The 22,667-nt window shown below is 37.4% G+C and carries 23 protein-coding genes, 2 pseudogenes and 1 riboswitch; of the genes and pseudogenes, 21 read left to right on the top strand and 4 right to left on the bottom strand.

Annotated features, from left to right (window positions below):
- Positions 1-49 precede the first annotated feature (49 nt).
- Positions 50-157: riboswitch (glycine riboswitch) on the top strand.
- A 290-nt stretch (positions 158-447) separates the two neighbouring features.
- From gcvT to gcvPB, 3 genes are read left to right on the top strand one after another with little or no spacing between them, the layout of a single operon-like run.
- Positions 448-1,548: a glycine cleavage system aminomethyltransferase GcvT gene (gcvT, locus tag N7Z68_RS02590; RefSeq protein WP_275116887.1), complete on the top strand. Its 1,101-nt coding sequence runs from the start codon at positions 448-450 to the stop codon at positions 1,546-1,548.
- A gap of 11 nt (positions 1,549-1,559) precedes the next feature.
- The gene (gcvPA, locus tag N7Z68_RS02585) at positions 1,560-2,909 is read left to right on the top strand and encodes an aminomethyl-transferring glycine dehydrogenase subunit GcvPA (RefSeq protein ID WP_275116886.1); all 1,350 of its coding nucleotides are present in this window, start codon (positions 1,560-1,562) and stop codon (positions 2,907-2,909) included.
- Complete coding sequence (gene gcvPB, locus N7Z68_RS02580; protein ID WP_275116885.1) at positions 2,902-4,362, top strand: aminomethyl-transferring glycine dehydrogenase subunit GcvPB; 1,461 nt, start codon at positions 2,902-2,904, stop codon at positions 4,360-4,362. Before gcvPA ends, gcvPB begins: the two co-directional genes overlap by 8 nt.
- Before the next feature lie 212 nt (positions 4,363-4,574).
- Here gcvPB and N7Z68_RS02575 read toward each other — a convergent pair whose 3' ends face one another.
- The gene (locus tag N7Z68_RS02575) at positions 4,575-4,952 is read right to left on the bottom strand and encodes a rhodanese-like domain-containing protein (RefSeq protein ID WP_275116926.1); all 378 of its coding nucleotides are present in this window, start codon (positions 4,950-4,952) and stop codon (positions 4,575-4,577) included.
- Positions 4,953-5,186: 234 nt separating this feature from the next.
- Between N7Z68_RS02575 and lipM the strand changes: the two genes are divergently transcribed.
- Positions 5,187-6,023: an octanoyltransferase LipM gene (gene lipM / locus N7Z68_RS02570; RefSeq protein WP_275116884.1), complete on the top strand. Its 837-nt coding sequence runs from the start codon at positions 5,187-5,189 to the stop codon at positions 6,021-6,023.
- 11 nt (positions 6,024-6,034) lie between these two features.
- Here the strand turns inward: lipM and dat are convergent, their stop codons facing one another.
- A complete protein-coding gene (gene dat / locus N7Z68_RS02565) occupies positions 6,035-6,877 on the bottom strand; it encodes a D-amino-acid transaminase (protein ID WP_275116883.1) in 843 nt (280 codons plus the stop codon).
- A gap of 451 nt (positions 6,878-7,328) precedes the next feature.
- Between dat and N7Z68_RS02560 the strand changes: the two are divergent.
- From N7Z68_RS02560 to N7Z68_RS02540, 5 genes and pseudogenes are all read left to right on the top strand, one after another.
- Positions 7,329-8,768 (top strand): annotated as a pseudogene (locus N7Z68_RS02560) (vitamin B12-dependent ribonucleotide reductase); the annotation flags it as partial.
- 199 nt (positions 8,769-8,967) lie between these two features.
- Positions 8,968-9,897 (top strand): restriction endonuclease, encoded by a 930-nt coding sequence (locus N7Z68_RS02555; protein ID WP_275116882.1) that lies wholly within the window; start codon positions 8,968-8,970, stop codon positions 9,895-9,897.
- 76 nt (positions 9,898-9,973) lie between these two features.
- Positions 9,974-11,092, top strand: a pseudogene (locus N7Z68_RS02550) (ribonucleotide reductase barrel domain-containing protein); the annotation flags it as partial.
- 259 nt (positions 11,093-11,351) lie between these two features.
- Positions 11,352-11,795, top strand: a complete 444-nt coding sequence (gene mntR / locus N7Z68_RS02545) for a transcriptional regulator MntR (RefSeq protein WP_275116881.1) — start codon at positions 11,352-11,354, stop codon at positions 11,793-11,795.
- A 207-nt stretch (positions 11,796-12,002) separates the two neighbouring features.
- A complete protein-coding gene (locus N7Z68_RS02540; RefSeq protein WP_275116880.1) occupies positions 12,003-12,893 on the top strand; it encodes a patatin-like phospholipase family protein in 891 nt (296 codons plus the stop codon).
- Positions 12,894-12,899: 6 nt separating this feature from the next.
- Here N7Z68_RS02540 and N7Z68_RS02535 read toward each other — a convergent pair whose 3' ends face one another.
- Entirely contained in the window at positions 12,900-13,736 is an 837-nt protein-coding gene (locus N7Z68_RS02535; RefSeq protein WP_275116879.1) for a phosphatase PAP2 family protein, read from the bottom strand.
- 98 nt (positions 13,737-13,834) lie between these two features.
- Positions 13,835-14,206: an SA1362 family protein gene (locus N7Z68_RS02530; protein ID WP_275116878.1), complete on the bottom strand. Its 372-nt coding sequence runs from the start codon at positions 14,204-14,206 to the stop codon at positions 13,835-13,837.
- Positions 14,207-14,556: 350 nt separating this feature from the next.
- On the opposite strand from N7Z68_RS02530, the gene N7Z68_RS02525 reads away from it, so the two are divergent.
- From N7Z68_RS02525 to spoIIIAG, 12 genes are all read left to right on the top strand, one after another.
- The gene (locus N7Z68_RS02525) at positions 14,557-15,051 is read left to right on the top strand and encodes a YqhR family membrane protein (RefSeq protein ID WP_275116877.1); all 495 of its coding nucleotides are present in this window, start codon (positions 14,557-14,559) and stop codon (positions 15,049-15,051) included.
- Positions 15,052-15,282: 231 nt separating this feature from the next.
- Positions 15,283-15,720: a type II 3-dehydroquinate dehydratase gene (aroQ, locus tag N7Z68_RS02520; RefSeq protein ID WP_275116876.1), complete on the top strand. Its 438-nt coding sequence runs from the start codon at positions 15,283-15,285 to the stop codon at positions 15,718-15,720.
- Positions 15,721-16,788: a M24 family metallopeptidase gene (locus tag N7Z68_RS02515; protein ID WP_275116875.1), complete on the top strand. Its 1,068-nt coding sequence runs from the start codon at positions 15,721-15,723 to the stop codon at positions 16,786-16,788.
- Positions 16,789-16,864: 76 nt separating this feature from the next.
- Positions 16,865-17,422, top strand: coding sequence for an elongation factor P (efp, locus tag N7Z68_RS02510; RefSeq protein ID WP_275116874.1), 558 nt, complete (start codon positions 16,865-16,867; stop codon positions 17,420-17,422).
- A gap of 278 nt (positions 17,423-17,700) precedes the next feature.
- Positions 17,701-17,982, top strand: coding sequence for a YqhV family protein (locus N7Z68_RS02505; protein WP_216829430.1), 282 nt, complete (start codon positions 17,701-17,703; stop codon positions 17,980-17,982).
- Positions 17,983-18,051: 69 nt separating this feature from the next.
- Positions 18,052-18,981 carry a stage III sporulation protein AA gene (spoIIIAA, locus tag N7Z68_RS02500; protein ID WP_275116873.1) on the top strand — a complete coding sequence of 310 codons (930 nt, stop codon included), beginning with the start codon at positions 18,052-18,054 and terminating at the stop codon, positions 18,979-18,981.
- Positions 18,978-19,490: a stage III sporulation protein SpoIIIAB gene (gene spoIIIAB / locus N7Z68_RS02495; protein ID WP_275116872.1), complete on the top strand. Its 513-nt coding sequence runs from the start codon at positions 18,978-18,980 to the stop codon at positions 19,488-19,490. The genes spoIIIAA and spoIIIAB overlap by 4 nt, the downstream gene beginning before the upstream one ends.
- Positions 19,491-19,530: 40 nt before the next feature.
- Entirely contained in the window at positions 19,531-19,737 is a 207-nt protein-coding gene (gene spoIIIAC, locus N7Z68_RS02490; RefSeq protein WP_216829433.1) for a stage III sporulation protein AC, read from the top strand.
- Between the two features lie 6 nt (positions 19,738-19,743).
- Positions 19,744-20,139: a stage III sporulation protein AD gene (gene spoIIIAD / locus N7Z68_RS02485; protein WP_275116871.1), complete on the top strand. Its 396-nt coding sequence runs from the start codon at positions 19,744-19,746 to the stop codon at positions 20,137-20,139.
- Positions 20,140-20,187: 48 nt separating this feature from the next.
- Entirely contained in the window at positions 20,188-21,357 is a 1,170-nt protein-coding gene (gene spoIIIAE, locus N7Z68_RS02480; RefSeq protein WP_275116870.1) for a stage III sporulation protein AE, read from the top strand.
- Positions 21,358-21,369: 12 nt separating this feature from the next.
- Positions 21,370-22,002 carry a stage III sporulation protein AF gene (gene spoIIIAF, locus N7Z68_RS02475; protein ID WP_275116869.1) on the top strand — a complete coding sequence of 211 codons (633 nt, stop codon included), beginning with the start codon at positions 21,370-21,372 and terminating at the stop codon, positions 22,000-22,002.
- 1 nt (position 22,003) lies between these two features.
- Positions 22,004-22,666 carry a stage III sporulation protein AG gene (gene spoIIIAG / locus N7Z68_RS02470; RefSeq protein WP_275116868.1) on the top strand — a complete coding sequence of 221 codons (663 nt, stop codon included), beginning with the start codon at positions 22,004-22,006 and terminating at the stop codon, positions 22,664-22,666.
- Position 22,667 lies beyond the last annotated feature (1 nt).

Below are 22,667 nucleotides of genomic sequence, written 5' to 3'. Positions count from 1 at the left end.
TATTTTGTTTAAAACATAAAATTTTCAACTGAAAACTTTATAATGGCGAATGAAAGCAAGGGGAGAGCTCGTATATTGTTCGGATTTAGAACAAATTGGCGACGCCGAAGGAGCAAGCGAAAGTGAATCTCTCAGGCAAACAGACTCTTGCTCGACGCGACTCTGGAGAGTGTTCAGTGACTAGTAGTCTAAGAACCACCCACGAAGACATTCCTTGCTTCTTCATATAGTAAGGAAGAAACTTTCTGGTATCAGGACAGAGAAGTACATAGATTTAGTATGTACTTCTCTGTCTTTTTTTATAAACAGAATAAATATTTTAGTCCTGTCTAGATTAAGGTCAGATATCTTGAATCATACTTAATCTCAGTTAATTGCATTAATCTAGCGACAATTTATTTTTACCTTCTATCTTGTATTCTTGCTAAATATTTAAGGAGGATTGACATGTCAACTTTAAAAAGAACACCATTATTTGACTTGTATAAAGAACATGGCGCTAAAACAATTGATTTTGGTGGATGGGATTTACCGGTTCAATTTTCAAGCATTAAAGAGGAACATGAAGCAGTAAGAACTAAAGCCGGGCTTTTCGATGTTTCCCATATGGGTGAAATTGAAGTGAAGGGTGAAAAGGCATTAGAGTTCTTGCAGCTAGTCATGACAAATGATCTAGCAAATATGGAAGCAGGGCAAGCAAAATATACCTTGATGTGTTATGAAGACGGAGGAACGATAGATGACTTACTCGTTTATAAACGTAATGATGAAGACTATCTACTTGTCGTCAATGCTGCCAATACAGAAAAAGATGCTAGTTGGTTAGAAAGCCACATCATTGATGGGGTTGAATTAGTCAATGTTTCAGATCATGTTGCTCAACTTGCGATACAAGGTCCATTAGCAGAATCTGTACTACAACGATTAACGAACGAAGATTTATCAAAAATTGGCTTTTTCCGTTTCAAAGATAATGCAGATGTTGCTGGGGTTAAAGCTCTCGTATCTCGTTCTGGCTATACGGGTGAAGATGGTTTTGAAATTTATTGTGAAGAAAAAGACGCAGCGAAATTATGGGCAGCTATTTTAGAAGAGGGTAAGAATGGTGAGGTTTTCCCGTGCGGGTTAGGGGCTAGAGATACGTTACGTTTTGAAGCTAAACTACCATTATACGGTCAAGAACTTTCGAAAGAAATTTCTCCTCTTGAAGCTGGTTTGGGCTTTGCTGTAAAAGTTGATAAAGAAGCTGATTTCATTGGGAAAGCGGCACTACAGAAACAAAAAGCGGAAGGAACGACAAGAAAACTTGTTGGCCTTGAAATGCTTGACAAAGGAATTCCTCGTACGGGGTATGAAGTTTTTGTTGATGACAACCAAGTTGGAGTTATAACAACAGGTACACAATCTCCAACATTAAAGAAGAATATTGGCTTAGCCATTATTGATAAAGAGTTTACCGCAATTGATACAGAAGTTGAGGTTCAAGTTAGGAAAAAACGTTTAAAAGCTAAAGTAATTCAAACACCATTTTATAAAAGGCAAAAATAGGGGGAAAAACGATGAGTTTTCGATACTTACCGATGACCGAGTCTGATAAGCAAGAGATGCTTGAGACGATTGGTGTACAGTCAATAGAAGATCTTTTTAATGATATTCCAGAGGACATTCGCTTTAAAGGGAACTTAAATATTAAAGAAGCATTAACAGAACCAGATCTAGTAAAATACCTTCAAGGTCTTGCAAAAAAGAATACAAATATTAAACAAATGCCGTCATTTTTAGGTGCAGGCGTATATGAGCATTATATTCCATCAGTTGTAGATCATGTGATTTCCAGGTCTGAGTTTTATACAGCGTATACACCTTACCAACCTGAAATCTCTCAGGGTGAGCTTCAAGCCATCTTTGAATACCAAACGATGATTTGTGAATTAACAGGTATGGATATTGCGAACTCTTCTATGTATGATGGACCAACAGCGCTTGCAGAAGCTGCGATGATGAGTGCAGGACAAACAAAGAAAAAGCAAATACTTGTTTCTAAAGCTGTTCATCCAGAAGCACGTGACGTGTTAAAAACGAATGCAAAAGGTCAAAACTTAACAGTGGTGGAGATTGACATTCGTGATGGTGTTACGGATATAGAGGATTTAAAAGCGAAGTACGATAGTGAAACTGCGTGTGTCATTGTGCAATACCCTAACTTCTTTGGTGCAATTGAAAACTTAGCTGCAATTGAGGAAGTTACGCATTCTGAAAAAGGTATGTTTGTTGTATCAAGTAACCCACTTGCATTAGGAGCACTAAAGCCACCTGGTGAGTTTGGTGCAGATATTGTTATTGGAGATGCGCAACCATTTGGTATACCAACACAATATGGCGGTCCACACTGCGGTTATTTTGCAACAACGAAAAAGCTGATGCGTAAAATTCCAGGCCGTCTAGTAGGGCAGACAACAGATGATCAAGGTCAACGTGGTTTCGTTCTAACGTTACAAGCACGTGAACAGCATATTCGTCGTGAAAAAGCGACTTCTAATATTTGTTCGAACCAAGCACTGAACGCTTTAGCTGCATCAGTGGCTATGACGGCAATTGGAAAGTCTGGAGTAAAGGAAATGGCTATCCAGAACGTTCAAAAAGCAGCATATGGCAAAAAGAAACTGCAAGAAGCAGGCGTAGAGGTTGTTTCTTCTCATCCAACATTCAATGAATTTGTCATTAAATTAAACAAACCTGTAAAAGAAGTAAATCAAGCGTTGTTTGCTCAAGGCATTATCGGCGGATATGATTTGGGTAAAACGTACCCAGAACTAGAAGGACATATGTTAGTAACGATTACAGAAATTCGTACAAAGACTGAAATTGACCAGTTTGCTGGTGTATTGGGGGCGGCTATCAATGAGTAAAAATCAACCACTAATTTTTGAAATGAGTAAGCCAGGACGTATTAGTCATAGCCTTCCTGAATGTGATGTACCAGAAGTAGATCTTGCTGAATTACTTCCTGAAGAATTTGTTCGTACGAACGAGCCTGAGCTTCCAGAAGTATCAGAACTTCAGTTAATGCGTCATTACACGGCTCTATCTAAACGTAATCATGGTGTTGACTCAGGTTTTTATCCACTTGGATCATGTACGATGAAGTACAACCCAAAAATTAATGAGAATGTAGCTCGTTATGAAGGGTTTGCTCATATTCATCCGTATCAAGAAGAAGAGCAAGTTCAAGGGGCATTAGAATTATTATTTGAGTTACAAGAGTCATTAGCTGAAATCACAGGAATGGACGAAGTAACTCTTCAACCCGCTGCAGGGGCGCACGGTGAGTGGACGGGGTTAATGTTGATCCGTGCTTATCATGAAGCAAATGGAGATACAAAGCGTACAAAGGTTATCGTTCCTGACTCTGCACATGGAACAAATCCAGCATCGGCGACAGTAGCAGGTTTTGATTCGATCACGGTTCGTACAGATGATAATGGTTTAGTTGACCTAGAGCATCTCAAAGAGGTAGTTGGAGAAGATACAGCTGCCCTGATGTTAACGAATCCAAATACTTTAGGATTATTTGAAGAGCATATTGTTGAAATGGCAACGATTATTCATAATGCTGGCGGTAAGCTTTACTATGACGGAGCCAATTCAAATGCTATTCTTGGAATTGCTAGACCTGGAGACATGGGATTTGATGTAGTGCATCTGAACTTACACAAAACATTTACTGGTCCGCATGGCGGTGGTGGCCCAGGTTCTGGCCCAGTTGGGGTTAAAAAAGACTTAATTCCTTATTTACCGAAACCATTAATCGTAAAAGATGGAGAGACCTATCGTCTTGATTATAATCGACCTGAGTCGATTGGTCGTGTTAAACCTTACTATGGCAACTTTGGTATTAATGTTCGTGCTTACACGTATATCCGAACAATGGGACCTGTTGGATTACGCCTAGTGTCTGAGTATGCAGTGTTAAATGCTAACTATATGATGAGACGTTTAGAGCCTTACTTTGATTTACCATATCAACAGCATTGTAAACATGAATTTGTTATTTCTGGTAAGCGTCAAAAGAAATTAGGGGTTCGTACGTTGGATATGGCTAAACGTCTTCTTGATTTTGGTTATCATCCACCAACGATTTACTTCCCGTTAAACGTTGAAGAGTGTATGATGATTGAACCTACTGAAACGGAGTCAAAAGAAACGCTTGATGAGTTTATCGATGTAATGATCCAAATTGCAAAAGAAGTAGATGACAATCCAGAAATCGTTCAAGAAGCTCCGCATCATACGGTTATTGGTCGGCTAGATGAAACGACAGCTGCAAGAAAGCCAGTACTACGTTATGAAAAAGAAATGTAAACATGGTAAAGAACTAGACAGTTAATTGCTGTCTAGTTTTTTTATAGAAATACGGACTTATAAGAATGTATTTAAGCTAACTAGGTAAAGCAACTCTCAGTTAATAAAAAATAGCACATCAAATCCATAAGAAAAAGACTAGAAAAATATCTAGTCCTCTTCTTTCGATTTATTTGCTTAAAATTCGTATGAGAAAACATCCTCAACTACATTTATTTCTTTTTAATTTTTCCTGTCCACTTTTTAAATCCACCTTTAAGGTGATTAAGGTCTTCACAGCCGCGTTTTTTCTTTAAGATTTCAGCAGCTTGACGACTTCTTGCACCTGACTGACAGTATAAATAAACTGCTTGGTCAGGACGAACTTCGTTCATTCGTTGTCTTAATTGAGACATTGGAATGTTACGTGCCCCTAGAATATGACCGCCATTAAACTCTTTTGGTTCCCTGACGTCAATAAGTTGAGCTTTTCGGTAGCCTTTAATGAAATCATCTTGCGTTAACTCTGTTAAATATTTAGGCTTAATAAAACGTTTCACAATAAAAAATACTAATAATCCAAAAAGTAAACCCCATAAAATCCATTCCATTTTTGACAAAAACACTCCTTTATTTACAACAATCAATAGTTCCCTCATTTATTATAAACATGGAAGGCATTTTTCGCAAAGTAATTGTTGGTAGTAGTTTATGGTTTGTCTACTAAGTAATTGCTTATTTAAGGAGTTTATTGAGAATGTATAAACAAAAGTTTGTTTCTTTTGTTTTAATTCGACTTTTGATACACTTAGGTTTGTATTTTAGTAGTAGAAAAGAGGAAATGTATGATGAAAGAGACATGGCGGTTTATTGATTCTGGCTTCAGTTCACCAGCTTATAATATGGCGTTAGACGAAGCTTTATTAAATTGGCACAGTGAGGGTGTTATTCCACCGACGATCCGTTTTTATGGCTGGAATCCCCCTACATTATCCATTGGTTATTTTCAAAAAGTAGAAAAAGAAATAAATATGGATGCCGTGAAAAAGTATGGCTTAGGTTTTGTTCGCAGGCCGACAGGAGGTAGAGGGGTCCTTCACGATAAAGAATTAACATATAGCGTGATAGTTTCTGAAGCGCATCCGGAAATGCCTAAAACAGTTACTGAGGCGTATCGCGTTATTTCACAGGGGCTGCTAGAAGGATTTAAAGAACTAGGACTAGACACATATTTTGCTATCCCCAAATCGCAGCAAGAAAAAGATGCTTTAAAAAATCCACGATCAGCTGTTTGTTTCGATGCCCCTTCTTGGTATGAATTAGTCGTTGAAGGTAGAAAAGTTGCGGGAAGTGCACAAACGAGGCAAAAAGGGGTTATTTTGCAACATGGGTCTATCATTTTAGATCTAGACGAGGACCAATTATTTGATCTATTTAAATATCCGAGTGATCGGGTGCGTGAGAGACTGCAAAAGAATTTTAAAAATAAAGCTGTTGCAATTAATGAATTAAGAGAGCGACCTGTTAGTTATGAAGAGGCGAAGGAAGCATTTAAGCTAGGATTTGAACGTGGGCTTGATATTAAATTAGAACCTTACACACTAACGGAAGAAGAAAAAGAAATAGTTCAAAATATTGCGAATGAAAGATATGCAAATGATAGTTGGAATTATAAAAAATGAAGCAGCAGTGTCTACTGCTGCTTCTTTCTGTAGTCTGTAAAAGCATGTTGTAATTTCCTTGTCCACGGTCCAATACTATACGAAGCGGTTAGATCTCCTTTAATTGAACGAACGGGAGTAACTTCCATTGTTGTACTTGTAATAAAAACTTCATCAGCTTGTTTTAATTCTTCCAACGTAAATGGTTTCTCTTTAATTGTTGCTTCTATTTGATAAGCTAAACGGATGGTAATTCTTCTCGTGATGCCATTAAGAATTAAATTGGTAGATGGATGTGTATAAATAACATCATCTTTAACAATAAAAAGATTTGAAGATGAACCTTCAGTTACCAGCCCTTCACGATGTTGAAGCGCTTCATGACAATTATTATCACTTGCTTCTCTTTTCGCCATGATATTCCCTAATAAGTTAATGGTTTTTATGTCACAGCGAAGCCAACGGATATCTTTTGTCATCCACGTATCAAGGCCGTTCTGCTGCCATTCGACATTAGTTTCAAGTGGCTTTGAGAAACCGCTAAGAACAGGTTCTATATCTCGTGAGTATAAATGATTACGTGGTTGAATACCTCTTGTTAGCTGAAAGTAAATCATTCCACTGTTAATTTCATTTTTTTGAATTAAGTCATAGACGAGTTTCTCTATTGTTTCCATAGAATACGGCACTGTCATATCAAGTTCTGATGCACTGTGCTGTAAGCGATCGAGATGTTCATCCATTGCAAATGGAATTCCGTTATAAACACGTACAACTTCATATATTCCATCCCCAAAATTATATCCTCTATCATCCATATCAATATGTAGTTCATTTTTTGGTATAATACGATTTTGGTAAAGAACGTAGTCCATTAATTTTACCTCCTATAATGTCTTGTACTTCAATTTATCATTTTCGCTTTAGAGATTCTCTAGGTATTATTACCTAAAAGTTGTTAAGGAAATGTTAAAAACGCGACAAACCAACCTTTTAGACTATTACTAAAATGCAACAAAGAAAATTGTTTGATTACGTCGAATTTAAGTAGTAAATTTACTCTATTCTCGAAATATCTCTGTTTCTTTCATTTCTTTTAACATTGACAAATAAGATGTACGGACGATCAATTTCACAATATATAGTATATATTTAATTCTTTGATACACAATATATTGATTTGGGATTTATTTTATGTTACGCTTGTCCAAGTTACCCGTAATCAAGAAATTGTTGGTAACTTTCAAAAATTAAACCTCTTTGCTACATACAACATGTTCAGCAGAAGAAAAATAGATAAGATACAAAAGAGAGGAGCTTATTTGTATGACGATGATGATGTCAAAAGTGATGACGATCAACAAAGAAAGACTCAATGATGATATTAAGGTGTTTCCTCAAGTTCACCCAATAACAGGAGACATGAACATTACGAAAAAAGGTGTTTCCCGCCTTGTAATGCTCGATCGTTACACATTTAAAGACACAGAAAAGAAAACACTAAAAGAAGGGGATTTCGTCGTTCTTACTGTGAAAGATGATCCTAAATTCCCAGCGAGAGGCTTTGGTTTTATTCTTGAAATTGATAGAGAAGCTAATAAAGCGAAAGTACTCGTTGATGAAGAATTTCATGGTGTTTTAGATGAACCGAACGAAATGCAAACAGGCATCGTCGAACGCTCACTAGATACAATTGAAAAGCCATTAGAAATTTATTATGAGCAAATTGCAAAGCGTGTTGCTACGGGGTTAGCATCTGTTGAAGTAGATGAGAAAAAACGCCAAGAAACATTTGAAAAGTTCTATCATGAACTAGTTTATATGAACTTTATACCAGCTGGACGAGTTTTATATGGTGCAGGTGCAGGAACGGACGTTACCTATTTTAACTGCTACGTGATGCCGTATGTAAAAGACTCAAGAGAAGGTATTTCTGAACACCGCAAACAAGTAATGGAGATTATGAGCCGTGGCGGCGGGGTTGGAACAAACGGCTCAACATTACGTCCTCGAAACACGCTAGCAAGAGGAGTAAATGGGAAATCTTCTGGATCAGTATCTTGGCTAGATGATATTGCAAAGTTAACACATTTAGTTGAGCAAGGCGGTTCAAGACGTGGTGCTCAAATGATAATGCTATCAGATTGGCACCCGGACATTCTAGAATTCATTATTTCTAAAATGCAAAACCCTCGTATACTACGTTTCTTATTAGAGACGACTAAAGATGATCAAATAAAAAAGCTAGTAAAAGATAAATTGAAGTTCAACCCGCTTTCAAACGTGGAACAAGCAATGTATCAAGGAATTGTTAACTTTAAAAATGTCGAAGGTCAAGGCGGATTTAACGATAAAATCATTAAAGAAGCTGAAGAAAAGCTAGCAGTTGGAGGAACGTATACGGTTAATAATTCTGAGTTCTTAACAGGTGCGAATATCTCAGTCTGTTTAACGAAAGAATTTATGGAAGCCGTTGAAAAAGACGCAAATTACCCATTACGCTTCCCGGATGTTGAGAATTATACGGAAGAAGAAATGGAAATTTATAATAGAGAATGGCATGATTATGGTGATGTACGCGAGTGGGAAAAACGTGGCTTTAAAGTCAGAACGTACCGCACGATTAAGGCGAGTGAATTATGGAACTTAATCAATATTTGCGCGACGTATTCTGCTGAGCCTGGAATTTTCTTTATTGATAATGCAAACGACATGACGAATGCTAAAGCATATGGTCAAAAGGTAGTTGCAACGAATCCGTGTGGTAGAGTAGCTTAGTTTGCCTCACGTAAAAAACTGCGGAATAAAGCGGGAAGGCTGAGATGCTAATCCGAACCGAAGGCTAAACGTAAAACTTTAGTCAGGGGCAACGCATAGATGGTGAACCTCTAGAAATAGAGAATATAACCCATCCAAGAGGCCGCAGCATTGTACAGCTCATTTACTATGGTAAAGTGGTGATATGATGAATAGAGGTTATGCAGGTTTTTATAAAGGCCGTTACCTCCGTAGCTCATATGAATATGCATATGCTAAGTTCCTTGAGCACCATTCTATACCGTGGGGATATGAGGATAAAGATTTTGATATAGGATATAAAATTTATAAGCCAGACTTCTTCTTTTATGATGAATATGGGAAAGTAATTAAAATTGTTGAGATCAAATCTAGAAATAATAAAGCAAAAGAAGAGGCACAAAGAGCATTAAATGCGATTAAAAACCTCTATAATATTAAATGTGAATTGATCTCATATGACGAACTGCTCAATATTTATAAAGACTTACCTTTTTCTCTAACTTCGACAATTAATGAATGGATTGAATCTGATAAAACTACTGTTAATAAATCACTCGCTGGTAATTTAAATGGTCATTACAACATGAAGCATAGTGTTGAAGCCAAAATAAAAATTGGTAATCATACAAAAAAACTATGGGCATCTAACAGTGAGGCAAAGGAAAGGATGTTAACAGGATTAAGAAATAGTGGATTGGCTCAAAAGGGAAAAATTAAAACACCAAGAGAAACTAGAGAGTGTTTAAGTTGCGGTACGAATTTTGAAACACTCATAACATCGGATAAAAAGTATTGTAGTAATCACTGCTCAGGTCAAATAGCCATAAAGCTAGCTACAGAAGCATACTTAAATAAAAGAAGCTCAATCCATTATGATATCAGAGAGTATATAATTAAATGGTCAATCGAAAATAAAGATATTGTTCAAGCAACACCATTGAATAAAATCAAAACAACGATTAAACCATTATTAGATGAAATAGAGAAAAAGTTTGAAGTAAGAGATATACGAGTAGTGAGTAAATCTGTATTCGGGGAAGCTAAAGGTAGAAAAGAGCTTATAAAATTTATGAAAGATATATCAAAAAGTGTATAATGAAAAGGTATGCTGAACTTGCAGGAATTCAACTGTAAGAACTATCGGATAAAAAGCCGATAGGATAACATTATTGGAACAACCACTTGCGCCATATTCAGTTTGTAACCTTGCAGCGATTAACTTAGCTGAAATGGCTGATAAAGAAAATAAAGTTGTAGACTTTGAAAAGTTAAAGCAAACCGTTGATGTTGGTGTGCGTATGCAAGATAACGTAATTGACGCTACGCCATACTTCTTAGAGCAAAATACAAAACAAGCCAAAGGTGAACGACGTGTTGGTCTTGGAGTAATGGGATTACATGACCTACTCATCTATTGTGAAACAGTTTACGGTTCTGAAGAAGGAGATCAACTGGTAGACCGTATTTTTGAGACGATTGCAACTACAGCTTATCGTACAAGTATTGACCTTGCGAAAGAGAAAGGAAGTTTTCCTTTCTTAGTAGGGGAAACGTACGAAGACACGGTTGCACTTAGAGAAGCATTCATTAATACAGGGTACATGAAGAAAATGCCTGAGGATATTCGTCAAGGAATCCTTGAACATGGGATCCGTAACTCTCATTTATTAACCGTAGCTCCTACGGGTTCTACGGGGACGATGGTCGGTGTATCAACAGGTCTTGAACCATACTTCTCATTCTCGTACTACCGTAGTGGCCGCTTAGGGAAATTTATCGAAGTAAATGCTGAGATTGTTCAAGAATACTTGAATGATAATCCTGAAACTAGTAAGGACAACTTACCTGAATGGTTTGTTTCTTCGATGGAGTTAGCTCCAGAAGCTCATGCGGATGTACAATGTGTTATCCAACGTTGGGTTGACAGCTCTTTATCAAAAACCGTAAATGCTCCAAAAGGCTACACAGTGGAACAAGTACAAAAAGTGTACGAACGTCTATACAAAGGCGGAGCTAAGGGTGGCACGGTTTATGTTGATGGAAGTCGTGACGCTCAAGTGTTAACGTTAAGTGCTGAAGAAAATACATTTGATAACGAAGCACCAGAAAGTTCGACGAAAAGGCAACCAGTTGTATTAGTAGATACAATTGCAGATCTTCGTTCAACTAAAGTAACATTTGGTTCTGAAGTTGGAGATACTTGCCCTGTTTGTCGTGAAGGGACAGTGGAAGACCTTGGCGGGTGCAACACATGCACAAGTTGTGGCGCTCAATTAAAGTGTGGCCTATAAGAAATAAACGATAAAAATAAACAAAGATGAATAACAAGAGTCTGGCTCTTTCGCTCATAGTGCGTGCCTTCTATGTATGTCCACTATAAAACGCGAGAATGATGCCAGACTCTTTCATTTTGGGGTTGTTTTTTTATGTGTTTAACCTCTTGGTAAATAATTGGAGTCGAAAAACATTGTTGTCTAACCTCAGTTATAGTAAAATATAGTTTAGACTTAATTGGACAAGAGACGAGACGAATGGAGTGGAGGAGTACCGATGCCAACACCTAGTATGGAAGATTATTTAGAACGGATTTATATGCTTATAGAAGATAAAGGGTATGCGAGGGTTTCTGATATTGCAGAGGCATTGGAAGTTCATCCGTCTTCCGTTACAAAAATGGTTCAAAAATTAGACAAAAGCGAATACTTAATATATGAGAAATACCGTGGATTGGTTTTAACTCCAAAAGGAAAAAAAATAGGTAAGCGTTTAGTATACCGCCATGACTTATTAGAAGACTTTATGAAAATAATTGGTGTAACAAACGAAAACATTTATGTAGATGTTGAGGGAATTGAACATCATTTAAGTTGGGACGCAATAGACCGTATTGGTGATCTCGTTCAATATTTTCAGGAAGATGAGAAACGCATTAATGAATTGCGTGATGTTCAAAAACGAAATGAAGAAGAGGCTGACTCAAAAGGGCACATTTAGTGTCCAGATGGAGTCAGCCTTTTGTGTTTTTATCCTAGTTATTGCTGTTGTGTAATAATGATGTTGCTGGTTGTGCTCTTTCCTAAAGGTCACCCACGCATTTCACGTTGTCCACCTATACTTATTGGATTTCCGTAAAAAAAACCTCAACTATTGTACCTCCTTAGACGAATGACACATATTTTATATTGTGAGGAGGAGAAGGTTATGAAAATAGATGGTGTTTTTGCTGGAGGTGGCGTTCGTGCATTTGCGTTTATTGGGGCAACGCAAGTTCTCGAGGAAAAGGGGTATACTTTCGAGAGATTAGCAGGTACTAGTGCGGGCGCATTATTTTCAGCACTATTGAAAGCTGGATATACGAGTCATGAACTGAATGACATGTTGAATGAACTTAATGTGGCTGAGTTTATGGACGGTAGAAAAACAATACTTCCTTTTAAATGGATGAAATGGGCGCAATTGTATTTTAACTTAGGGATGTATAAGGGAGATGCATTAGAACAGTGGATTGATGAGAAGTTGGCCAAGAAAGGAATAAAAACATTTGCTGATGTACCAGAAGGAACACTTAAAATTATTGCTTCTGACTTAAGCAGAGGGCAAATTGTTGTCCTTCCTGATGATTTACCGGCCTATGGTATTATTCCAGAAAAATTCTCTATTGCAAGAGCAGTAAGAATGAGTAGCAGTATTCCCTACTTCTTTGAACCAGTTAAAGTATACAATCCATCTGGTAAAAAATCATATATAGTTGACGGCGGGGTTCTGAGTAATTTTCCTTTATGGATATTTATGAAAGACATAAATCAAAAGATTGTAAGACCTGTATTAGGGTTTAGGTTGACACCAGACTTAGATGAAATTCCACCGCATGAAATTAAGAATGGGATTGATATGTTCCAGTCGTTGTTTGAAACAATGCGTAAAGCTCACGATGTCCGTTACATCGTGAAGGAACACGCCAAAAATATTGTATTTATTCCTGTAACAGATGTAAAAGCCACGGATTTCGATTTATCTGAGGAAAAAAAAGAAGCTCTCATTCTATTAGGAAGAGAGCGTACACACAAGTTTTTAAAAAAGTGGGTGTACTAACAACAGTTACACCCCGATTTTATTTCCTTGCTGTCCATAAATTTTTAAACTGACAAATAAAATCGGTGCAATATAAGTAATCCATAATCCGATACCAATTGCATAAATGAATTCAATAACCACTTGATCTGGTAAATACAGTCCGATCGTCTGAAGGGAAATAATCCCCATTAAACCTATAATTATAGCGATAACTCTCCTGATAAAAGTAACTTTAATATCCATCCGGTTCTTAGTTTGTTCTAGATGATAGCCGATACCAGCACCAAGTAATACACCACTAAATAAAGCTTGATCCGGGGAGAGAACAAAAAGTGCAACAGGAATAATGACCCAAAGTGAAAGTTTAATTCGCTCAGGCATCCCACCCGTCCAGTCTAATGAACGATAGCTGGCATAAACTAGAAACGCTCCAATAATAATGGCCCCTAAGACATCAAATGGCCAATGGGCTCCGGAATATAACTGAGAAAACGCAACTAATGCAATCATTAAGCAAGCAAAAATAGTAAACCATTGTTTAGTTACGGCAGGAATGAGATAACCCCAAAACGTAGTCGCCGCTTGTGTATGAGCGCTCGGGAATGAATATCCGTTATCAAGTGGTGTAACTTCTGGTCGCTCAATCATAAAAACATCTTTAATAAAGCTGTTAACATACATGGAAAATAGAAATAAAGATAAAAGCTGAAATCCGGTCTGTTTGTGTATAGCCCAATAAATAATTGGAATGAATATGAAATAAATATATTCATAGCAAATCAGTTGGAAAAGTGACATGAAAAAATCAAGGATCGGATGTTCTATCGATAGTAACCAGTTGAGGAAGTTAGACTCAATCATGTTTGACCTCCTTTCATAAACGAATAGAAATATAAGACTCTCTCTTATTATATGTGAAAATATTTCCTATTTCATGGATAAAGAAAAAATCGCGCAACTTAAAACAGTGCACGATTTTTTTTCTTTCCTTTTTTTCCTTCAATCACTGTTAAAGTTGGTGCTGAACTTCGTTTATTTAGCGTACGATTAGATGCTTTCTTTTGTCCTGCCTTCTTACGATGCGGGATGACATTGGTCGTTTTCTTTATTTTATTTTTGACCGGCTGTTTCGGACGGTGAGAGGTCCCTTCCACTCCAAATTGCTTCGCAAGGAAGCGTTTGTACAAGAAAAATAGGATAGCAGCTATCGCCCCAAAAATAAGGAATTGGGTCAATAATTGCAGCGGCTCTGTAATCAGTCGATAAAAGAAGCCGAACACAGCTAACCCAATAAGGATTAAAACAAGCGGATTGTACATTTTACGAGACATTTGGCTCACCTCCAAAGAATTAGCAAAAGTTGTTTTATAGAGAATTTACAAAGAATTTATTAACACTGTATTTCAATATATGTGTATGAGACGGCTTGCCTCATTATCATAGTTGCATAAGTCAACAAATCTAAACATAAATTATTATTTTTTAATTTATATTCTACAACAATGTCCATAATTCCTCTATTGATATCTTCCTGTTCATAGATTTCCCCTTTATTTTTTAAATTACACATATTTCTAGAAATTTTCTAAAGTTATCCATAATCCGACCAAATGAATGGAATTGAAATTTAATGAAAACTATAGAAAAAGATGGGACATACTACAATTGGAGGTGTTGAACATTGGAAAATCAACAATCATTAGAACAAAACCAAAAAGATGACCCGATGTCATATAATGCCAAAATTGCAACCATTGGGGTCGTCGGGGGGGTATTATGGAGTACGATCGGTTATATTGCCTTCTTTTTTAATTTTGCGCGAATTGGTCCTGCTCTTGTATTAATGCCGTGGGCTTTAGGCGATTGGAAGAATGGTTACATGGGACAAATCGTTGGGATTATTGTCATCGGATTGTTATCAATTCTTGTTGCATTCATTTATAAGCTGTTACTTCAAAAGGTTAATAATATGTGGGCCGGAGCTGTATATGGAATTATTTTGTGGTTAATTGTGTTTTACTTATTAAATCCAATTTTCCCTGGACTTAAAAGTGTGGCAAACCTAGATTTTAACACTATAATAACTACTTTATGTTTGTATTTGCTATATGGTGTGTTTATTGGATACTCAATTTCCTTTGAATATCAAGAATTGAAAAGAGTACAATCATCATAATGGTAACGCGTTCATTGGCAAAAGAAGAAAAAACTATGGTAGAATAAACCATAAAGAAAAGTATTTAGGCTTTGTTAGAGTAATTTCTAAAGTGTAGTCATTGGCGGTTTGGGCTCATTAACTGATTAGAAAATTGATCGGTGCGTAGTATTTATTTTATACAAGGGCCCAAATCAATGATCATCATTTATCTACTTTAAAGAGCTATTTTAAAAAGAGGAGAAAGAATCAATGAACTCGATTCTTGTAATTAATGGACCGAATCTTAATCGACTTGGAATGCGAGAGCCTGATATTTATGGTCATGAAACACTAGCAGACTTAGAGAGTAGACTTGTAGAATATGGTAAAGGTCTAGGTTATGAAGTGGTATGTAAGCAATCCAATTTTGAAGGTCAAATTATTGATTGGATTCACGAAGCCCAAGAAACTGGCTGTGCTGGAATTGTTGTCAACCCTGGGGCGTTTACTCACTATAGTTATGCCATTAGAGACGCAGTAGCTAGTATTTCAGTACCTGTTATTGAGGTACATATTTCAAATGTGCATGCCAGAGAAACTTTTCGACATACCTCGGTCATTTCACCTGTTACGCGAGGGCAAATTGTTGGGTTAGGTTTTACTGGTTATGAACTTGCAATTCAAGCAATTATTAAAGGGGGAAGTTAAGTGGAACGTTTACAGAATTTACGTGCAACATTTAAAGAGCAAGGTATTGATGGATTATTGATCGCAAGTCCTTATAATCGTCGGTATATGACGAATTTTACAGGTACAGCTGGAGTAGCACTTGTTTCAGAAAAAGAAGCTAAATTTATTACAGATTTTCGTTATGTGGAACAAGCTCAAGCCCAAGCGACTGGTTTTGAGGTTGTACAACATACGGGACCTATTTTTGAAGAAGTAGCTAAGCAAGCCAAAAATATGGGGATTGGTCAGTTAGGTTTTGAGAGTGATCATACGACGTATCAAACGTTTGAAATCTATAAAAAACAAGTACAAGGAGAACTTATTCCTGTAAGTGGCGTTGTGGAAAAGCTTCGACTAATAAAAGATGAGCATGAACTCAAAATAATTACGGCAGCAGCAGAAATAGCTGATGCGGCTTTTGATCATATTACGAAATACATAAGACCAGGTATAACAGAACTTGATGTTGCCAATGAACTGGAGTTTTTCATGAGAAAACAAGGCGCAGCGTCATCATCATTTGATATTATTGTAGCATCAGGATTACGTTCGGCTCTTCCTCACGGTGTGGCCAGTGATAAGGTCATTGAAAAAGGAGAGTTAGTTACACTTGATTTTGGTGCCTATTATCAAGGATACTGCTCAGATATTACTCGTACACTTGCAGTTGGTCAAATAAGTGATGAGTTAAGAAAGATCTATGATACAGTTTTAGAAGCGCAAAAAAGAGGAATGGACGGGATTAAGCCAGGTCTGACTGGAAAACAAGCTGACGCTTTAACTCGTGATTATATTACCGAGCAAGGGTATGGCGAGTATTTTGGTCATTCAACTGGACACGGTCTAGGAATGGAAGTTCACGAAGGACCATCATTATCAACGAAATCAGATACGGTTTTGGAGCCGGGTATGATTGTGACGGTTGAACCAGGAATTTATATTTCTGGTGTAGGCGGTACCCGTATTGAGGATGATACTCTCATTACTGAAGATGGAAATCGTTCTTTTACAAAATCGACTAAGGAACTTCTTTTCGTCGGCGAATAAATTATGCACCCTGTGGATTATGTATGGTATATTTTTATAGTGAACTAACAATTGATTGAACGATGGAGGATAAAAGATGATTTCTGTAAATGATTTAAGAACTGGATTAACGATTGAAGTAGATAACGGAATTTGGCAAGTGCTTGAATTCCAGCATGTAAAGCCAGGTAAAGGTGCTGCGTTTGTTCGTACGAAATTACGTAACATTCGTACAGGCGGGATCCAAGAAAAAACATTCCGTGCTGGAGAAAAAGTGGCTAAAGCACATATTGAAAACCGCAAAATGCAATACTTATATGCAAGTGGTGATACACACACATTTATGGATAACGAGTCGTATGATCAAATTGAGCTGTCGGCTTCGCAAATTGAACGTGAATTAAAATTCCTAAAGGAAAATATGGAAGTTCATATCATGACTTACCAAACTGAAATTTTAGGAGTAGAAGTTCCAAATACAGTTGAACTAGAAGTTACAGAAACAGAACCAGGAATTAAAGGTGATACAGCAAGTGGAGGTACAAAGCCTGCAACTCTTGAAACGGGGTTAACAGTACAAGTACCATTCTTTATTAACCAAGGTGATGTTTTAATTATCGATACTCGTAACGGTGATTACGTATCGCGTGCCTAATTTTTAAGCTTGATGCATTTGCATCAAGCTTTTTTTACTGCCAAAACTGAAACCATACGAAATTGAAAGAAGCTGAACAATGTTTCCGGCTTCTTTTTTTACACGTTCTCGACGAGGGTAAAAATTTTTAAGTACCAAGTATAAGGGCAACTACGCCTCTGTCTTTGCCTCTAAGACTCGCCAACGGCGAGTTTTCTTTATATTTCAAACAAGCTGTTCTGAACGGATCACTTGCAACATAGGTTGTACAAAGAGAGTTTCGCTTAGAGGTGAATGAGATGAAAGGCTTCTTTACAGGAATTGAAACAGCGCTACTAGGAATGGTTTTATTGCGAGTTATTTCAGGATTGATCGAGCTGTCTGCGGCGGGGCTTATGCTTAAGTTCAACAGTATTGAAAAAGCTGTAGCTATCAACGCGATATTAGCGATTGTTGGGCCACTTGTTCTAATTACTACGATGACAATAGGGCTCATAGGATTAGCAGACAAACTGTCAGCAAGTAAGCTCATACTCATTGGCCTAGGAGTAACATTAATTCTTATTGGTATTAAAAGATAAGGAATAAACAAGCTGTTTGTGCATACATTTGGTTGAGACTAGCTTTTTGAGGATGAAGGAGAGAGAAATATGAAAGAAGTCCTAGAAGTTTTGCCAGAGCCCATCGCCAGGCTTATTACTCAGTGTCCAGACTCAATAAAGAAAGAGTTAGAAGAAATTCGTATCCGTGTAAATCGGCCACTAGAGGTCATCGCTCGTGGAAAACCCTTCTATCCAGAAGTTCGAAGTCAAATGTATAAGGTTAGGCCAGAAGACGGTCAACAGCTATTAAATCAACTTAGTCAATATTCCTTATATGCTTTTGAAGAGGAGTTGAAACGTGGATTTATTACGATCCGCGGAGGACATCGAGTTGGTTTAGCTGGAAAGGTGATTATTGAACAAGGGCAAGTGAAAGCTTTAAGAGATATTAGCTCATACAACATTAGGATCGCAAGACAAAAGATAGGTGTTGCAGACAAGGTAGTTCCGCACATTTATCAAAAAGGGTGGCAAAATACATTGATTGTCGGAGCACCACAGACTGGGAAAACAACGTTATTAAGAGATATTGCCCGGATTGTCAGTAGTGGAGTGCCCGAGCTAAATATACCGCCTAGTAAAGTAGGTATTGTTGATGAACGCTCTGAAATAGCAGCTAGTGTGCGAGGTGTACCGCAACATAATTTGGGGCATCGAATTGATGTGCTAGATGGTTGTCCTAAAGCGGAAGGGATGATGATGATGATCCGTTCGATGAGTCCCGATGTGTTAATTGTAGATGAAATAGGTCGACAGGAAGATGCCGTAGCAATCATGGAAGCAATCCATGCTGGCGTAAAAATTATTACAACAGTGCATGGTTTTGATATGGAAGAATTAGATCACCGTCCGACTATTTCTGGTTTAATGAAAGCTAATGTGTTTAATCGATGTATTGAACTTACGAGAAGGAATTCTGCTGGCGCCATTCGGAGAATTCGTAATCAGCTTCGGAAAGATGTGGTGAGCGCCATTTGAAGCTTATAGGTGCAATCATCATTTTAATTGCTACAACTTGGGTCGGTTTTGAAATTGCAAGAAGGTTAAGCGAACGTCCACGCCAACTTAGACAATTAAAAATTGCCCTTCAATCCTTAGAAGCTGAAATTATGTATGGAATGACACCATTAGCGGAAGCTTGTCATAACTTAGCTAAGCAAATGCCCAAGCCAGTGTCCTATTTCTTTTCGAGATTTGCTCAAAGGCTGAAGGATCAGGAAGAAAGTGTACCAGTTGCATGGGAAGAAAGCTTGAAAGAAACATGGCAGCTTACCGCACTTTGCGATGCAGAATATGAAATTATGCAACAATTTGGTACAACACTAGGGCAACATGATCGAACGAACCAACAGAAACAAATATTACTTACGATCAATCATCTTGAGCGTGAAGAAAGCGAAGCGAAAGATCGGCAAAACCGCTACGAAAAAATGATTAAAAGTTTAGGTTTTCTAACAGGTTTACTCATTATTGTATTAATGTTATAAGCATTTATTTGCATCCTGAGGAATAAGGGAGGGTTTAACGGTGGCATATGATGTAAATACCATTTTTCAAATCGCAGGAATAGGGATCGTTGTTGCCATGATTCATACCGTTCTAAAACAAATGGGAAAAGACGATTGGGCACAATGGGTAACACTCATCGGTTTTGTTGTAGTTCTTTATATGGTGGCATCAATCGTTGATGACTTATTCCAAAAAATAAAAGGTGTATTCTTATTTCAAGGTTAGGGGGTGGTGACCATTGAAATCATTCAAATTGTTGGACTAGGGCTGATCACCACCTTCCTTGCTCTTGTTGTAAAAGAACAAAAGCCGATCTTTGCTTTTCTTTTAACCGTATTTGTCGGGATTTTGATTTTCTTATTTATCATAGATGAAATTGTTAAAGTGGTTACGATGCTCGAAGATATTGCTAAAAGTGCCAATATAAATATGATCTATGTACAAACCATTTTAAAAATTATCGGCATTGCCTATATTGCAGAATTTGGAGCACAAATTGCAAAAGATGCTGGACAAGCAGCAATCGCTTCCAAGATTGAGTTAGCAGGAAAAATCTTAATTCTAGTAATGGCTATTCCAATCTTAACTTCTATTATCGAGATGATTATTTCATTAATTCCGGGCTAAATTGAGTGGTACAAGCATCTCCTGATTAATTATAGAGGGGGTGAAGAGATGCGCATCTTAACCGTATGTTTTTTCGCTTTATTATTCTTTATACCAATTCAAGTATCAGCCGAGACTCCATCGATGGATGAACACACTTTTGTAGAAGAACAATTAGATAAATTAGGGGTAGATGAAGTTAGAGAATTTTGGGACAAGATTGCAACAGAATATGGGGGCTTTCTTCCAGAAAGTCAAAAAGGCACATTTATGGAATTTGTAAAAGGTGAGAAAGAGTTTTCTATTAAAGAGTGGTTTGGTGGACTTATAAAATTTTTTCTTCATGAATTATTAGTCAATGGAAAGCTTCTTGGCTCACTTATACTATTAACCATTTTTGCAATGGTTTTACAATCCTTACAAAATGCTTTTGAGCAACATACGATCAGTAAAGTGGCTTATGCAATTACTTATATGGTCTTAATTGTCATAGCCCTAAATAGTTTTCATGTTGCGATCACGTATGCATCTGATGCAATAAATAATATGATCCACTTTATGATCGCCTTATTACCATTACTTTTAGCCCTTATGGCAGCTGTTGGAAGTATCACATCTGTAGCATTGTTTCATCCATTAATCGTTTTTCTCGTAAATACGAGTGGGCTGCTTATCCAACATGTGGTCATGCCGTTGTTGTTCCTTTCTGCGTTACTAAGTATTGTAAGTACGCTCAGTGACCACTACAAAGTTACGAAGTTAGCAAACTTTTTACGTAATATCAGTATTGGTATTTTAGGAGTATTTTTAACGGTTTTCTTAGGTGTCATATCTGTCCAAGGTGCAACGTCAGCTGTAGCCGATGGAATAACAGTAAGGACAGCAAAGTTTATTGCAGGAAATTTTGTTCCAGTTGTCGGCAGGATGTTTACAGATGCCGCTGATACTGTAATGGGTGCTAGTGTCCTGTTGAAAAATACGGTTGGACTAGCTGGTCTAGCGATACTTCTCATGCTTTGCGCATTTCCAGCGATCAAAGTATTGTCACTTGCCATTATTTATACAGTTGCAGCTGCAGTTCTTCAACCGCTTGGGGGCGGTCCAATTATTGATTGTTTATCGATCATTGGTAAGTCAGTTATTTTCATATTCGCAGCTTTAGCGACAGTATGCTTAATGTTCTTCTTAGCTCTAACAATTATCATTGCAGCCGGAAATGTCTCATTAATGATGCGGTAAGGAGTGTGAAAAATGAGCTTTTTAACAGATTGGCTAACGAATATTATTATTTTTATTTTACTAGCGACGATCTTGGAGCTCCTATTACCGAATTCTAGTATGCAACGCTATGTCAAGATGGTTGTTGGTCTGCTGCTGCTAGTTATTATTCTTAATCCATTGCTTTCCATTTTTTCTAAAGATATCAACGATATACTTCCAAATTTTTCAAATAACGAACACATTTCAGAAAAATCTTTAGAAAATTCAATAGAAAAAAAGAAAATAGAAATAGAAAGAGGACAACGTGCATATATATCAGAACAGATGGCTGTCCCAATGAAGAGACAAGTAGAAGAGGAGTTGGTGGCAAAGTTTGATGTAGAAGTTGATAGTGTTCAAATTACCCTCGATGAATTTGCCTTTGATACTACAGATGAGGATGCCATTGTAAAAGTAACGGTGCATCTTAAAAGAGTGGCAGAAGAGGAAAATGAAGGTGAACTCGTTCAAGCAGTTTCCGTGGTAAATATCGACACACGAAAAGAACTGCCTTCTGAAGAAGAGACAGCATTGGATACAGTCCCTATACAAACATTTTTAGCAGATGAGTGGCAAATTCCTAAAGATAAAATTTCTTTAGCCTGGGAAGGAGGGGAGCAATGATATGGAAAACGGTGATAAAGGGGATAAGCAATGGCTAAAAAAGCTGTTTGACCAAAAAGCTGGCAGTCCAAAGAAAAAAAATACGATCCAATACGTGATTATGGTTCTTTGTGTAGGTGTTGGACTTATGATATTAGGAAATTTCATTGGTGATGATCAAAGTGCTCCACCAAGTGAACCAGTGTTTAATCATGAAGAGAATGAAGAAGCAGAGCCAGCTTTAGGACGAAGTAGCTCTTCCGGCCCTATGACAATGGAAGACTATGAAATCCGCTATGAAAATCAGCTGAAGGAAGTTTTAGAACAAATGATAGGTATTTCTGAAGTTGCGATTATGATCAATTTAGCAGAAACCGAGAAAAGGGTGTATGAACGAAACATTCATACAAAGCATCAAAAAACGGATGAAACTGACCGTGAAGGTGGAACGAGACAAGTAGATGACTTAACGAGGGATGAACAGGTTGTCATTGTCCGTAAAGGAGACAGTGAAGAGCCGCTTTTAGTCAAAAAGCAAAAGCCTGAAATCCGCGGGGTCCTAGTTGTAGCTCAAGGAGCTGACAATATGCAAGTGAAAGCAAGAGTTGTCGAAGCTGTAAGCAGGGTCCTTGATGTTCCAGCTCACCGTGTATCAGTAATGCCTAAGAAATTTAAGGAGGAATAGA

Origin of the sequence: Alkalihalobacterium chitinilyticum (genome assembly GCF_029028005.1) — a bacterium.
Classification (GTDB): domain Bacteria; phylum Bacillota; class Bacilli; order Bacillales; family Bacillaceae_F; genus Alkalihalobacterium; species Alkalihalobacterium chitinilyticum.
This window is presented reverse-complemented; position numbering and strand designations above follow the sequence as displayed.